6 protein-coding genes and 1 pseudogene are annotated in these 16231 nt (G+C 57.9%); 2 read left to right on the top strand and 5 right to left on the bottom strand.

Translation table 11 applies throughout. The features are described 5' to 3' along the window. Positions 1–352 precede the first annotated feature (352 nt). Positions 353–1606 (top strand): calcium-binding protein, encoded by a 1254-nt coding sequence (locus ACS5Q1_RS20455; RefSeq protein ID WP_473099899.1) that lies wholly within the window; start codon positions 353–355, stop codon positions 1604–1606. Positions 1607–1938: 332 nt separating this feature from the next. Here ACS5Q1_RS20455 and ACS5Q1_RS20450 read toward each other — a convergent pair whose 3' ends face one another. The 4 genes from ACS5Q1_RS20450 to ACS5Q1_RS20435 form a co-directional block, all read right to left on the bottom strand. Further along, positions 1939–4779 carry a cadherin repeat domain-containing protein gene (locus ACS5Q1_RS20450; RefSeq protein ID WP_473099898.1) on the bottom strand — a complete coding sequence of 947 codons (2841 nt, stop codon included), beginning with the start codon at positions 4777–4779 and terminating at the stop codon, positions 1939–1941. A 93-nt stretch (positions 4780–4872) separates the two neighbouring features. Beyond that, positions 4873–7473, bottom strand: coding sequence for a hypothetical protein (locus tag ACS5Q1_RS20445; protein WP_473099897.1), 2601 nt, complete (start codon positions 7471–7473; stop codon positions 4873–4875). Next, positions 7379–10579, bottom strand: a complete 3201-nt coding sequence (locus ACS5Q1_RS20440; protein ID WP_473099896.1) for a calcium-binding protein — start codon at positions 10577–10579, stop codon at positions 7379–7381. Before ACS5Q1_RS20440 ends, ACS5Q1_RS20445 begins: the two co-directional genes overlap by 95 nt. A 930-nt stretch (positions 10580–11509) precedes the next feature. Beyond that, on the bottom strand, positions 11510–12940 hold the full coding sequence (locus tag ACS5Q1_RS20435; RefSeq protein ID WP_473099895.1) for a calcium-binding protein: 1431 nt from the start codon (positions 12938–12940) through the stop codon (positions 11510–11512). A 255-nt stretch (positions 12941–13195) separates the two neighbouring features. Between ACS5Q1_RS20435 and lexA the strand changes: the two genes are divergently transcribed. After that, positions 13196–13900 carry a transcriptional repressor LexA gene (lexA, locus tag ACS5Q1_RS20430; RefSeq protein ID WP_473099894.1) on the top strand — a complete coding sequence of 235 codons (705 nt, stop codon included), beginning with the start codon at positions 13196–13198 and terminating at the stop codon, positions 13898–13900. On the opposite strand, the pseudogene ACS5Q1_RS20425 reads toward lexA, so the two are convergent. Continuing rightward, positions 13878–16154, bottom strand: a pseudogene (locus ACS5Q1_RS20425) (ComEC/Rec2 family competence protein). The gene lexA and the pseudogene ACS5Q1_RS20425 sit on opposite strands and share 23 nt — an antisense overlap. Positions 16155–16231 lie beyond the last annotated feature (77 nt).

Raw genomic sequence — 16231 nt, 5'->3', positions numbered from 1 at the left:
CGAAGCGGCCGTGCGCACCGTCGTCGATACGGCTCGGCTCACGCCAAGTGTCACCGTCTTCGGCACCATTCTCGCTACCGTCAGCGCCTGAAACCAGCCTCAGCAACGGCGTGGGTAATTACCTATCACCGATATCGTCGTCAGTAACGCAAACAACGATAAAGTTTACGACGTAACCGATATAAATCCGACCAATAGCTCCTTTGCTGCGTTTTGGAGCACCTTTGCCGGATCGGGCTTTACACGCATCGGGAGCGCCGCCGCTTTTGGAACTCTTTTTGCTGGTCCGGACACAGTCCAGGGCGGTGATAGTGACGATAGAATCGGCGTTTACGGCGCTGGCGACACGGTCATGGGCATGAACGGCAACGATACGTTCCTCGTTTACGGGGGAGCGACCGACGTATTCGTGTCCGGCACGAATGTCAGTGGCGACAACACGGGCCCGCAGACCGACACCATCGAGCTTCATGGCAGTGTAGCCTTCCGGGCGATCCTCAACGTCGATGCGCTCCGGTTTGCCGACAATGGCATCGCCAAGACATTTTCGTCCGGGGTCAGCAGTTTCCATTCGTTTACCCATGTTCAAGGCTCAGCGACCGGCGAGGCCAATGAAATCGCGCTAACGACGGCATCCGAAGCGATCAATCTCGACATCTCAAAGGTTGTGTTCACGAACTGGGGCCGTGCGAACCAGACGATCAAGGTCGATCTCAATACCAATGCCACACTCACGCTGGATGATCGTTTCGTCGGGAGCGCCTACGCAGAACGCGTGACCACGGGCAACGGCCGCGACCTGCTCTACGGTAATGCCGGCGACGACTATCTCGATGGCGGCGATGGCATCGACGTGCTCGATGGCGGTGATGGCAACGACACGCTAATCGCCGGCGGCGGCAACGACAGGCTGCCCGCCGGCCTCGAGGGCGGCCCGAACATCCTCAAGGGCGGGAACGGCAACGACGTCTACAAGTTCAATGAAAAGGTCGATATCGTCGTCGACTCTGGCGGTCTCGACTGCCAAATGGTTTCCAAGAACACCACGATGTCATCCAAGGCCATCCTGGAAGGTCTTGCCGCAGACGAAACCGCTGGAGGCAAGTCGATCAACTTGACAGGCAACACCAAGGCTAACCTCCTCGTCGGCCATGCTGGCAAGAATTCCCTGAAAGGCATGAACGGCAACGACATCCTTCAGGGCCGCGACGGCAACGACCAGCTGGATGGCGGCGCGGGCAACGATCAGTTCTATGGTGGCCTCGGCAGCGACAAGCTCACGGGCGGTCTCGGGCGGGATACCTTCTATTTCGACGCCGTTCTCGGCGGGTCGAATGTCGACCAGATCCTCAGCTTCTCGACGAGGGACGACCGAATCGCCCTGGACCGGGACATCTTCACGGCTCTTACCGGAACCAGGCTCGCCTCGTCCGCCTTCACCATCGGTTCAAAAGCCAAGGATGCCGGCGATCTGATCGTCTACAACAAGTCGAATGGCGCTCTCTATTACGACGCAGACGGTTCGGGCACCGCTGCCGCGGCCATCAAGTTCGCGACGCTCGACAAGAACCTGAAGCTCTCGGCTTCGGACTTCATCGTGGTCTGAACTTAGATCACATCTCGCTGCTACGACCCGCTTCGGCCTAGCCGAAGCGGGTTTTTCGTTGCCTGTCGTTTGGCGCAAACAAGCGATGTCAGCCAACGCCAACAGCGTCGGCATATCTGTTTGTCGGATCGCTTGAGGCTTATCCCCTCATGCCGTTTGCAGAGCCATCCAGGACCTAGCGTATCGCGGGTCTTCCGAGAGTTAAGTTGGTAGAGGATTGACGTCATATGTCCTGCATCCCGCTGACGCACCGTTGAAGACACAAACATAAGAAAACCGGCCTCCCTTTCGGAAGGCCGGCGGAAGTTTCACCCGATATAACGTATCGTCAGCTAGATAAAGAAGAGTTCCTTATAGGTAAAGCTCTTCAGTGCCTTGTTTTTGGTGAAGGTCGCAAGCTCGATAGCGGCCTTGGAACCGGAGCCATCGGCGTCGTAGTACAACACGCGCTTCTTCGAGTCATAGACGAAGTAATCATCAGCTTGCTTCGCCTTGTCTCCGACCGTGAAGAACTTGCTCGCCAGCTTCGCCGGTTTGGTTTCAACGCCCTTCTTGATCGAGTTATAGAGCGCCTTGTTGCTCTTGAACAAGGTGTTCTCAAGCCAGAGCGTGTCGTCCTTCACGCTGTAGTCTTTGATCGTATCGAAGTTGACCTTCCGGTCGGTCTTGGACGTACCAAGCTTTCCGTCGAACACGAAGACGTCCTTACCAACACCACCCCACAGAGTGTCGTTGCCGTAACCACCCCAGAGCTTGTCATCGCCGGCACCTCCGTAGAACACATCCTTGGAGTTGAGCGTCTTGCTGGCTTTGATGACATCGTTCAACGGGCTGGCTGCAGCAGGAGCCATTAGCTCACGTCCCACGTCTCCAACATTGATGCTGAATGTCTGCCTTGCCGTTCCGCCTCTGCCGTCACTGACCTCGATGGTAACAGCATGCTGCGTCGCCTGTTCATAATCCAACAGGACACCGTTCTCGACCATCAACTGGTTGTTGACGACCTTGAAGCGCCCATCGTTATCCACCAGGGCTCCGCTTGCACTCACGATCTTATAGGTCAGTGCATTGCCATCCGCATCGCTGGCCGAGAGCACCCCGATGGAAGAGCCGTTCAGGGCCAGTTCCTGAACGCCGGTATTGCTCAGTGTGAGGCCTGTCGGTGCACGGTTGGGCGTATTTTCCCCGACATCATTCACGGCAATCGTAATTGTTTTGACCTGCACAGCCCCCCGAGCATCGGTCACCTGAACGGTGATTTCATGCGTTGTACCGGACTCGTAATCCAGTAAGCTTCCGTTAGCGACCTGGATCTCATTATTGACAAGCTTGAAGCGACCACCCGCATTATTTGTGAGCGAATAGACGAAATTGTCTCCCTCCGGATCGTCGGCAAGCAACACACCGACACGGGTGTTTGTCGCAGCGTTTTCATTAACCTCTGTCCCGATGAGGACAAAATTCGGCGCCTCGTTCTGATTAAGGACGCCAATGGTGAACTTGCGTGTTGCCGTACCTCCCCGTCCATCTGACACTCTTACGGAAATGTCATGGGTCTGGTTGCCCTCGAAGTCCAGGAGCGATGAATCTGCAACTTGGACTTGATTACCGACAATCTTGAACCGGCCGCCGGCATTGTCGAGGAGTTCGTAGGTGAGGTCATCGCCATCAGGATCTTCCGCATCGAGAGTGCCTACAAAGGTGTTGTTGGCACTGTTCTCCTGCACGGTATTCCCGGTTATGGACAAATTCCGTGGAGACTGATTTCCGGGCGTTTCGTCGAGATCAGTGACATTGATCGTGAAGGTCTTGTCAATGAAAAGCCCATTCTGATCCCCGACCCGGATCGTCACCTCATGCGAGGTATCGGTCTCGAAGTCTAGAACGGCACCAGCCCGTACCTGCAGTTGATTGTTGTTGCCGATCTGGAACTTCGACTCCGGATCGCTGAGAATGGTATAAGTGAAGGTGTTGCCCGCGTCCGGATCCGTGGCAGAGAGATTGCCGATAACGGTACCGCCCGGTGAGTTCTCAAAGACTGCGGACGCCGACAAGGCCATGTCGGACGGTCGCTCGTTGACGTTGGTGACGTTGATCGTGAACAGCTTGTTGAAGGTCAAGCCACCGCTGTCGGTCACCTGTACCGTCACCTGATGCGAGGTCTTGCCCTCGAAGTTGAAGGTCGCGCCGGCGCGCACCACGAGCTGGTTGTTGACGATCGCGAACTTGCTGTCGGCATCGCCCAGGATCGAGTAGGTCATCGTGCCGCCCTGCGCATCCGTCGCGCTCAGGGTGCCGACCACCGCTCCGCCCGTCTGATCCTCCGCCACCGTCGCGCTCGACAGCGCCATGTCCGTCGGAGCCGTGTTGGTACCGACGACGGTGGTCACCACCTCGATCTCGGTGTTGCTGACCTCGGTATGGGTGGCGTCCTTGGCCGTGACCGTGAACACCGTCGTGATCGGGTTGCCGGCCGCCGCCCGGTCGGTCGGGTTGAAGGTCAGCCCGTCCAGGATCGCCTTGATCTGCGCCGTCGTGCCGCTGAAGGTGTAGGTGATGGTGCTACCGTTGACCACGCCCTGCACGGCAGTCCCACCGAGCACGCCGTCGGCGTTGTTGAACGCCACCGTGACCGTGAGCACGTCACCGGGCTGAGCGTCCGTGATGGCCAGCTTGTTGAGGAACGGAGTGACCGGCGCACCGGTGTCGGTCGCAGTCGTCGTGCCGTTGCCCGTCACCACAATGTCCGGCGGCGTGTTGGCCGGTCCCTCGTTGGCGATGTCTTTCAGATAAATATCGTAGACACCTTCATGAACGGTTTCGGAAGGATCATTGCTGTCAAATACATCCACGGTAATCTGACCGTGGAGCGGTCCCTCGGGATCTTCGTAGTCAAATATGGTCGTTCCACCGTTTTTCACTACGAGGAAGAAGCCGTTAGTACGATCGCCGATCACCTGGTAACGATCACCCGGATCATTGCGGACTGAGAAGGTCAGCTGACCTGTTGCAGGCCAGGAAGCCTCCCAACCGACGATCCGCCCGATGACCGTGCCTGCCTCGACATTTTCATTGATCTGGACTGAATACTGATCGTTGGCGTTGTCAGGCGTGCCCTGTGAGGCACCGGTCTGGGGGTTCGCGACCGATACGATGGTGAGATTGAAAGCCATGATCGGCTCCTACTAGGTTTATAAGTTACGATATAAAGTTATTTTGTAGCGACATGAGAGGGCCTTGTGGAGGCCCTCTCCGCTGTTCTTGCGTTACACGATAAAGAAACTCGCGTGCGTGAGATTGGTAGGCTTGGTGTTCAGGGTGGCGAACTCAAGCGCACTGAAGCTACCGCCCGAACCATCGGCATCGTAGGATAGAATCCCAGTTGTCTGATTGTAGATGATCCGGTGCCCTGCGGTCGTCGCCTGCCCCCCTACAGTGAAGGCCCCAGCCGTGAGCTGACCGACATCTCCCAAAGCAAATGCAGTGAACATACTACGCGCCAATTCAATCCGATCATCGACGATGCTGAAGTCTGTAATCGTATCCTTGTTGGCATCGCCAGCCTGCTGGTTGAATACGAAGGTGTCTTTGCCGAAGCCGCCGGTGAGCTGATCATTGCCCAATCCGCCAATAAGGCGGTCAGCCCCCTGACCACCGATCAGGACATCATTCCCTGCAGCTCCGTTGAGGATATCATTGCGAGCCCCGCCCCTGATCGTATTAGCTTCCGCGGTCCCAGCCACATTCTCAATTGCAACATTACGCACGCCGATGTCGAAGGTCGTCTCAACGCTGCCTTTCCCGTCAGAGACTTGGATTGTTACTTTGAGTTCACGCAGGTCTTCAAAATCGATCCGAGTGTTGTCCACCACCTTGAGTCGTTGTCTGTCAAGAACGAAGCGTCCGCCGGCATTATCAATCAGCGTGTAAGTGAGTGTATCACCGTCCTCGTCAGTTGCGGCGAAGACACCGACGGTCGTACCCGCGTTAGCGTGCTCGCGAACGGTCGCACCGTCGAATGTGACTACGGGCAATCTGTTACCGGGCCCTTCAGCCACGTCGTTCACTTCGATCGTGAGCTCTTCCGTGTACTTGCCTCCATCGATATCGGCCACTTCGACGCTGACCTTGTGGAATGGATCGGTCTCGAAATCCAGGGTGGCATTTTCCCGAAGGCTGAGCACCCAGCGGCCGTCCGGCAGTCGTTCGATCAGGAACTTCTCGTCCGCATCGCCGACGATTCTGTATTGGAATGGGCCGTGAACATCGTCGACGGCGCTCAGCTCGCCGATGATGGAGAGACCTGGCGAGTTCTCATTGATCTCATAGGAGCTCAGCGCGATATCGGTCGGGTCGGACTCCGAACCCTGGCCACCTGTCGGAGGCGGAGGCGGGGTTATGTTCCGATAAACATAGTCAATGCCCATGGACTTGAGATGGTCCGCGAATATCGCAGCCTCAGCCGCCCCTCCGACGAAATTGCTATCCCAAATGTAGGCGACATCCATGTCGCCGCCGGTATCGGCATCAGACAGAGCATCACCTTTGTTGGCGAAGACATAGGTGTCGTTGCCGTCACCGCCCTCGAAGCGATCCGCCTCACCGGCACCACCGTGCAGGTAGTTTCTGCCTGCATTGCCTATAAGATGATTACTGAGGCTATTGCCGATCAGATGGATCGGGAAAGTGCCTTCGGCCGCTTTCAGCTCCTCAACTTCAACATCGTCCCCCAGGGTAAAGGTTCCGCCTGTGATGATCGCCCTGTCGGCTGTTCCTTCACCAGGGCCTTCGAAGACCGTGTCGCCGACACCGACATGGTAAGTGTCATTCCCTGCGCCGCCGACGAGCTCGCTTCCGGAGCCGTTGCCATGGATCGTGTTGGCGAGCTCGTTCCCGATCAACGCAAGAGCGCCGGTCGCATCCCTGGCATCCAGGATCTCGATGCCGGACGACAGGAAATAGACGGTCGGACCGCTCTCAGAGCTGAAATCACCGCGCAGGATGATGGTGTCGATGTCGGTATCATCGCCGTTATCATCGACGATGACCGTGGGTGCCGTGACAATATAGGTGTCATTGCCCTCGCGGCCCTCAAGGTAATCGTCTGCTCCACTGCTCTCGAGTGTATTCGCGAGATCATTTCCGATTAGAGTGCTAGGTGCGCCTTCATCCGCCGGTCGTCCGAGGAGCCAGACTCCCTCCACGCCGAGTTCGGCCTGCAGCACCTCGATACCGCTCCGACCTTCAAGCGAGTGCTTGCCAGCAGCGGTCACCATCAAGGTATCGGCGGTGCCAGCATCATCCTGAATGAAGTCATCGGCATCGGCATAGTAGACATCGTCGCCCCAACCGCCCTGCAAGGTGTCGACCCCGGCCCCGCCTTGCAGCGTATTTGTCCTGTCGGTGCCGATGACGGTCGTGCCGTGATTTCCCGCGATCAGCCAGAGACCCTCGATATCTTCACCACCGCTCAATGTCTCGATGCCGTCCGCGGCCGTAAATTTCCCTGAAGAGACCGCATAGGCGCTATCGTGATCACCGCCCGTATCGATGACAACATCACCTTCGGTGATAAAGTACCTGTCGTTCCCCTCGCCGCCTTCCAACTTATCGACGTGATCGTAGGAACCGGTCAATTCGTTGTCGTACTTGTTGCCGATCAGATGAACCGAGGATGTGACCGAACCATGCACTTCCAAGATCTCAAGTCCAATCGTGTCTTCGAGCTTGAAGTAGTCAGTGAAGATGACGGCGCGGTCGGTACCGGTATTTTCAACCTCCTCGATGACAACGTCGCCCACGCGAATCCAATAGGTATCCCCACCGTTGCCGCCCACCATGGTATCGGCGCCAGCACCACCATCCATCCATCCAGTCGGCGCCGTCGCCGCCGATGAGCCTGTCATCGCCCCCTTCTCCCCAAAGGGAGTCTGCGCCGTCCCGGCCCTCCATAACATTGCCCCGGTCGTCTCCGCGGATCCAATCTCCGTGCTTGGAGCCGATCACGTTCTCGATCGAGAGATACTGATCGCCTTTGGCCTCGCCCCCATTCTTCGTCGTGTCCGCAAGATTGACGTCGACCATGGCTGTGGCATTCTCATAGGAAGCGGCATCGTTTCCATCGCCGCCGACGAGAACGTCGACCTGGGTCGCCCCGTTGCCACCACCTTCAAGAACGTCATCGCCGTCGCCGCCATTCAGGTAATCGTTCGCACTACCGCCGACGAGTGTATCGTTCCCCCCATTGCCGTTGAACTCGTTATAGGCGTTAACGCCAACCATCCGGTCGGCGTTATGGGTTCCGCCGTAGGCATCAATCCCGACGAACACATCACCACGGGCTTCACCGGCATCGTTGTTCCGATTGCTCAGATCGAGCGTAATGCCAACGGTCGCCGTGGAGTATTCATAAGTCGCGTAATCCCAGACGATCGTCTCGGCAGTATCACCGCCGACCAGGATATCCCCCGCCGTGCCGCCACCGCCATAGAGCCAGTCGCTTCCTCCGCCGCCCTCAAGAATATTGGCAGCTTCGTTGCCGATCAGGACATCCTGGTAATTCGAACCGCGTATATTCTCGACCGAATTCAGAACATCGCCCAGCGCCTGATCGCCGGCATTCTGTGAATTATCCGTCAGGTTGACGCGGACACCCCAGACACTTCCCGCATCGGCCTTGGCTTCGTCATAAGTCGCCCAGTCGTTGCCGGATCCGCCATCGAGCCTATCGGCTCCCGCCCCGCCTCGCAGGTCGTCATCGCCGTCCATGCCTTCGAGCGTGTCGTTCCCCTCGCGGCCATAGAGCGTATTGTTGGTCTCGCGCCCGGTCAGGATATCGGCGAACCGGGTGCCGGCCATATTCTCGATACCTTCATAGGTATCGCCTTCGGCCTCTCCCTTGTTCTTCGTCGAGTCAGTGAGGTTGGCGGTCACTCCTTGACCATTGTCACCCTCATAGAGCGCCATGTCGAACAGGCCGTTGCCACCGATCAGTTGATCTGCACCTAATCCGCCAACCAGAACGTCCTCATCGTCTCCGCCGACGAGACGATCATTCCCGGAACCACCACGTAGCACGTCCCTGTCGGCACCACCGTCAAGGACATCGTCTCCATCGCCGCCGATCAGAAGATCAAAACCAGCACTGCCATCAAGTGTGTCATTACCCTTGCCGCCATCCAGAGCGTCACTGTCGGCTTCGCCGAGCAGTTTGTCGTTTGCATTCCCTCCCTGGAGAGTGTCATTGCCAGCCCGCCCCCGAAAAGTGACGGCATCGAACTCGCCATACATTCTGTCGGCCACATCGGTGCCCACAAAATTCTCGATGCTGTCATAGACATCATCAAAGGCATCGCCGTCATGGCCGCCATAAATCTGGAAGTCAGTGAGATCAATGACAACACCGCGACCAGACGTGGAGTACTGATAGGTTACGGTATCGTTGCCATCGCCACCGAAAAGATGGTCGCGATTCCCGTCTGCCCCGCCGTAGAGCGTATCGTCTCCTTTTTCTCCACTCAGAGTATTATAGAATGCATTGCCGCGCAGATCGTCGTTGAAGTTTGTACCTGTCAGATTTTCGATATCTGTATAGACATCATCCCTCGCTGCTCCTCCGTTGACGGAACGATCTGACAAGCTCGCCACGACGCCAGAACCAGCGCGAATGTAACTTACGGTATCATAATCATTGCCACCGTCGAAATGGTCACCCTCGTTCGTTGTATTACCAATGCCATTGTCGACGAAATGATCGTCACCACCTCTGCCGCTTAACTTGTCGTTGGCAAAATGCGTCGCAACATAGATGTCATTTCCATTGGTGCCCTCAAGTGTGACGGCAGCTCTGCGCGCATCGAAGATCTGAGTCTTGCCCAGCATCGTCCCGCGATCGCTGACTTCGGACCAGGCCACCATGAAACGCCCGTCCTGGAGGACAGTGATACTCGGCTGGACACTGTCTCCCACCGTTGATGTATTGACCACGATTTCCGGCTCGCCGATGGAGCGCGTTCCGTCTGCTTCAAAGATCTGAGCTCGGATGACCCATTTTTCGCCGCTATTGCGCTGAGCGACAGCAAGGACGAAACGGCCATCCTGCAACGTTCCCAGAGCCGGCTCTAATTGTTGACCAGAAGCCTCCATTTCAAAGGTGGAATTGGCCGACGGTCCAATTATTCGGCCTTGAACCTTAGAAATAACGCCAACACGATTGATACTCGTCCAAACCGTTGCAAAGTTTCCGCCGGCAAGAGCTGTTATTGCCTGAGGGACTTGATTATCGTTTCCAGTGACCATCGTCTCCGGACCCGACAGCATAACCCCGTCAGAGCTGTAGGTGGCCATCCGAATATCGGTGCCGAGCAGTTGGTCGCCTGTGCCATGCCCGTAGGCTATAGTAATAGTGCCGTCCGAGCGTTGCACCAGCTGCGGAAATGCGGAGCCCACCGACGGTGTCGAGACTTGTCTGAAGAGCGATCCGTCCGAATTGAAAATATTGAACCGGACTTCAGATGCCTGATTGTTAATGGTAGTCATGTGAGCAATGGCGAAGCGGCCATCCGCGAGCGCAGTGATCACAGATCCAGTCTGATTAGGCTCGTTTGCAACCCGCGTATGTGCGTACCACTCGCCGGTCTTCGGTTCGCCATTTACGTCAAAAACACGACCGAAAACATCCTGCCCAGTCCCATCCCCGGGCCCTTCCCAGATAACAACGAAGTCCCCATTGGGCAGCACGGCAATATCGGGATTATTCTGATCCCCCGATTTCGTTAGGTTGATGAGCCCTGCTGATTTCGTAACCCGACCGAGACCATCATGAACCTCCATCATGATGTCGGTGCCGGTCCCCTGAACGTTGGCCTGCCAGACCAGGACAAACCCACCATTCGGCAAGGCCCTGACTTTCGGACTCGTATGCTGCGCCTGGCCTGCAATGAACTCGATTTCGCCATCAAAGCGGGTGGTCATGATGCACCTTAACGGTAGGTCGATTAACGTTATATTAGCGCATTGTTACAAGGTTTCTCTCCATAAGTAAACTCCCTCTCCGACCTTCTGAAGTTATGGTTTACGGGGCAAGTTTGGCTAATCGAGCCCGCCAGCCAGAATACCGCTGATGTATACGACCGGACCTTCCGAAAGATATTAAGGAGGCACGGCCCTCTTCATTGACGTAGGGAGTTTGCTTTGATAAAATAACCTTTAGTTTATTTCAATGAAATCAAACCTATTATTCAGTATTTTTGTATAATTTCTTGCAACTTTTAAGCATGATATCCAATAGACACACCCTGGGTGGTGATCAGTTTTACTAAAATCCGACAAAGCACGCGTGAGAGGACTTTCAATGCTATGCTGAGAAGCAGAACCGGGCCAACGTGAGGGACTTGAGAAGTAAATACGCTTCATCTTGAAGGCCACACTCACCAACCATTTCATCAAGTGCATTTCGTGGGCTTAGAGTCTGACTCAAAATGCGGCTATCCGCTGCCACCGAGGTGTCTTCCTGGCGCTCCCCGCACCTGAAACGGTGAAAATCTGTCCCGTTTGGGCCTGATTAAGCTTCCTATTCCTGCCAGGATGCAGCCACAGGATGCGTTCCGGGAGTTTTCAGTCAGCCTCTTAGATCTTCAGAAGGAAAATGGGAATTATTTCCGAACCAACACTCATCGCACGAACATGCGGTGCTGCCTTTGAAATATCCCAAGTGCATCCGATCCAGATGAGGGTCGCTCCAGACATCTTGCACCCGGCACCGGGGCATCGGTCGATCCGATACTCGCCTTCTCATGAGCGCGTCGTCCGGTGCGAACCCAGGATCCGCGTCGAAAAAAAGCCGAGCCTGCCTTTCCGCGCGAGGCGCACACTAGCTGCCCTGATCCAAATCGGAAGGCTTCGTCAGATCACGAAGAAGTCGTGGTAAGATAGCTTGAGTTTCTTATCCAAAGTCGCGACCTTCACTTTCGCCGCCGAGCCTGTGCCATCCCTGTCGTAATAGAGCGCGCCGGTCTTCTTGTCGTAAAGGATCCGGTCCGAGGAATCCTTGGCCTTGTCGCTCATCGCAAACATGCCGGACTTCAGCTTCAGCGGCCTGGACGGGCTGTCCTTGCCGAGTTTCGTGAACACAGCATTGTCGAGCCAGATCGTATCGTCCTTCACATTGTATTTGTAGATCCGATCGATGTTCGACTTGCGTGCCGCCGTGTCGAAGACAAAGGTGTCGCGGCCTGCCTCTCCATAAAGCCTGTCCATCCCGGAACTGCCATAAAGCGTATCGTTGTCCGTGCCACCGTAAATCGTGTCGTTGCCCGATCCAGCCTGGATCAAATCCTGCCCGCCATATCCTCTGAGAAGATTGGCGCCTTCGTTGCCAGTGATGGCATTGGACGTGTCGGAACCATCAAGATGATATGATACCGAACTTGCGAGATCCTCGAGCTTCAACACTTCAATTTCCGCATCTCGGGCGAGAGAATAAGATGACGATGCGAGGACGGTATCGAACCCGCCGCTGTTGGCGTCTCTGATCTGGTCACCCAACTGGTCGACCTTGTAGACATCGTCCCCCAGGCCGCCCATGAGGATGTCGGCGCCGCCTTTTCCATCCAGAAAATTGGCCCCCCGATTGCCAACCAGAGTGTTGTTCAGGCTGTTCCCCGTTAACGTCAGCGCGATGCTGCCGGTGGGGTCCAAAGCCATGAGATTCTCGATCACAAAGCCTTCGGTCAGAGTGTAACTTTTGCTCGTGCGGATCGTATCGTTTCCTCCGCTGTCGAGGATGACATCACCGAAGGGATCGACATAGACATCGTCTCCCGCTCCTCCCTCGAGCGTGTCGATCCCAGCGCCACCTTCCAGGGTATCGCTACCGTTTCCGCCGATCAGGTGATCATGATCAAGGCTGCCCATGATCCAATCGTTGAAGATCGAGCCGATCACACCCTGGATGCTGTCGTAACGATCGCCTGCAGCCTCGCCGGTGTTCAGAATCGGATTGGCGAGAGAAATCGTCAGGCCCGTTCCTGCCTGCGCATAAGAAGCGAAGTCGAATCCTCCCCCTCCTTCCAGCAAGTCCCTGCCCAGACCGCCCGCGAGGGTATCCTTGTCGTCGCCCCCATAAAGGCTGTCGTTTCCTTCACCGCCGAAAAGCTGGTCGTCCCCGCCCGCCCCGTTCAAAGTATCGTCGTTGGCAGTTCCGGTACGGGTTTCGCTCCCGGCTGTTCCAGTCCAATTCTCTCCTGGAGCTAGTAAGGCGGGGGAAAACTCAGGCAATTTTGCGATGTCCCCTGTATGACCGATGACATTCACGATACGCGGTTCAGCCGCCATTTTACTCTCCAGCCAGATCACGATACGTTAGTACGTATCAAATTCGAGCCTGGAAATGCAATGCGTTTCAATAACCATCTGCTCACAGAGGGTCTGAACAGCCGAGGACGCCCCCTTTGGTTGTCCTGGGGCTATCCAGGAGCGCTCTGGCCTCTGCAATACCTTGGCAGGAGACTTGCGGAACACAGCGAGAACGGCTACCTTGTTCCCGATTTGTTTCAGAATCGCTCCGCTTGGGAGCAGTAAGGGCCAGCCATGCTGACGCGCAAACAGCACGAATTGCTCCGCTTCATTCATGAGCGGCTACGTGAAACCGGGGTGCCGCCGTCCTTCGACGAGATGAAGGATGCGCTCGATCTCAAGTCGAAGTCCGGCATCCACCGCCTGATCACGGCGCTCGAGGAGCGCGGCTTCATCCGCCGCCTGCCGAACCGAGCCAGGGCGCTCGAAGTGATCCGGCTGCCGGAGAGCACCAGCGGGGCGGGAAGCCAGCGGCGCTTCACGCCGAGCGTGGTCGAAGGCGGTCTGGCCGGCAAGGCCAAGGCTGCGCCTCAGGCGGCTCCCGATCCGCGCGACCGCGAGATGTCGATCCCGGTCATGGGCCGGATCGCCGCCGGCGTGCCGATCTCGGCGATCCAGACCCGCAGCCACTCGATCACCCTGTCGGGCGATTTCCTCTCTCAAGGCGACCACTTCGCCCTCGAGGTGCGTGGCGACTCGATGGTGGAGGCCGGCATCCTCGACGGCGATCTCGTGGTGATCCGCCGGCAGGACACCGCTAATACGGGCGACATCATCGTGGCTCTGATCGACGACGAGGAGGCGACCCTGAAGCGCTTCCGCCGCCGCGGCTCCTCCATTGCGCTCGAAGCCGCCAACCAAGCCTACGAAACCCGCGTGCTCGGCCCCGACCGGGTCAAGATCCAGGGCAAGCTCGTCAGTCTGGTTCGCCGGTACTAACGTCTTCTTCAGGGAAGTCCTGCTCGGGGACAGGCTGCGCGCGGCGCGGTCTTTCCCGGGCGGGTGGCGTTTCGGCCCGAAGCGTTTCTGCGCCTGGCCAGGGCGAGATCTCACGCCCTCTTTTGACCGAGCGCATTTCGATGGCGTCCGTGCCGAAGCGGATCGTCGTCGCGCCGTGCTCCTTCAGTCTTTCACCATCCAGAACGAGGCGCGCCTTGCACGTTGGCGGCGCCTCAAGTCTTGAGATGATTGCGGTCGCGCGGCGGCAATCCTCGTCGAAGGCCGAAAAATCCTGGACGAATGCGATCCAGCGTTGATCTCCAGCGGCAACGACACAACCTGCCGCATCGCATCTTGCCTCCCGCCTGAGGCTTGCATCATCGATGCTTCTTGCATCTCCATCGGCGCGCAGCCACTGCTCGGCGACGAAATCGGATGGGCGCCCCGCAAGTGACAACCGTCCGCTTTCGCTGCGAATGGCAGCCCCTGCCCCATCCCGGTCGATGAAGATGTCGTAGCGATGAGGCGTGGCGGCGAAAGCCAGCCCTGCTCCGGCGGGCACGAGAGCGAGCCATCGCAGGGGCGAGACTGGGATGGTCAGAACGATCAAGCCGATGCTCAGGAGGACAAGAGCAGCAATGCCCAATGCCGGAACGACGATGGTCGAACCGCTGAAACCGCCGACCCAGGCCGAGACATCGAGCACCAGCGAGACAGCGGCTCCCATGAGTTGCCAAATCGGACGGTCGAGGCCGAAGGGATAGGCCAGCACGCCGAGGACGGCGGATGGCATCACAATGAGCGACACAAGTGGCAGAGCGAGCGCATTGCCGATGAGACCGTAGGGGTTCAGGCTCTGGAAGTGATAGGCAGTGAAAGGCGCGGTTGCGATGCTGGCCACGAGCGTCGTCGTAAGGAGCCCCAACATCGCCTAACCGCTCCAGGCAAGACCTCGATCGAATAGGGTGGCAGGAGCCCCTTCTCTGTGCTGCCAATGCATCAACGGCACGAGCGCCATCATCGCGGCAACGGCACCAAACGACATCTGGAAACTCGGACCCAGCAGCGCCTCCGGCTCGCGCGCCAGCACGATGAGTGCGGCAATCGACAGGTTGCGCATGCTCAAGGCCGGACGATCCACCAGAACCGCACCGAACATCACGAGCGTCATGATGAGCGAGCGCTCGGTGGCGACATCGGAGCCGGAAAAGACGCAATAGATCGTCGCTCCGATCATCGCCGCGATAGCCGCGATCTTTTTCACCGGCCAAAGCAGTGCGAGCTGGGGCGCAAGGGCCAGCAGCGCGCGCACGAGCCAGAAGACGGTGCCGGCGGCCAGCACCATGTGGAGGCCCGAGATCGACACGATGTGATAGATGCCGGCCCCGCGAAGGACGTCGTTCGTGGGTTCCGGAATAAGTCCTCGCTTGCCCGTCACCAGCGCGGCACCGACGCCACCGGCGGCCCCGCCGATGGCCGAGGCGATGCGCTCCGTCAGCACATTGCGCGCCTCGTCGACACGTGCCGCCAGCCACAGGGGCCAGTCCGGCTTTGCCGATGAGCCGATCTGGCGCACCTGACCAACCATGGAGCCCACCGCGCCGATCACTTTGAAATGGGCATCGCGGGCAAAGTCGTAACCTCCAGGCCAAGCGGCCTGCGGTGGAGGAAGCAGGCGTGCCGTGCCGGCGATCATCTGTCCGGGTGAGAGCCCCTCGCCCTTGCGCACCGAGACCCGCACGCGCTTGGGCCGTTCGGCTTCGGCGATGTCCTTCATCTCCGTCACGCGCAGAAGCAGCCGCTTTCCCTCCTCACGGTCTTCGATGCTCTCGATGAAGCCTGTCATCGGCGTGATGACCATGCGGGTGAGAGCGGGCGCCGCCACGCTCCTGGCGCGGATCACGCCGGCAGAGAAGCCTGCGAAGAGCGCCGCGAGCGCGATCAAGGCGGAAAAAACTGCCAGGTTCCGGCGAAGGGCAATCGCGCCGGCACTGAAGAGCGCAAAGGCTCCGAGTGGCGCCCACAAGGCAGGCTGTCCCTCGGCCTGGAAGAACAGGACGATACCGATCCCGATGAAGATCGCGATCCAGGGAAAGAGCCGGCGCTGTTCGATCTCCAGGGCGATGTTGCGAGACAGCCACCCGCGCCCATCCGGAAGCGCCCAGTCCCAGGGAGCGCTCCGGGGCCGAGACAGCACCGCAACCCGCGCGGTGCTGCGCGGGATCCTGCGGGGCCTTTCTCGGTTGTCTTCCATCGCGGCTTCGTCTTAACGCGGGTCTCAACGCATGCTAGACGACCGCACGCTCCGGCCCAAACCGCCCTGTGGATTGA

It is taken from the genome of Microvirga sp. GN3 (assembly GCF_055792825.1).
The sequence above is the reverse complement of the archived record's forward strand: the minus strand, read 5'-3'. Positions and strand labels throughout refer to the sequence as shown.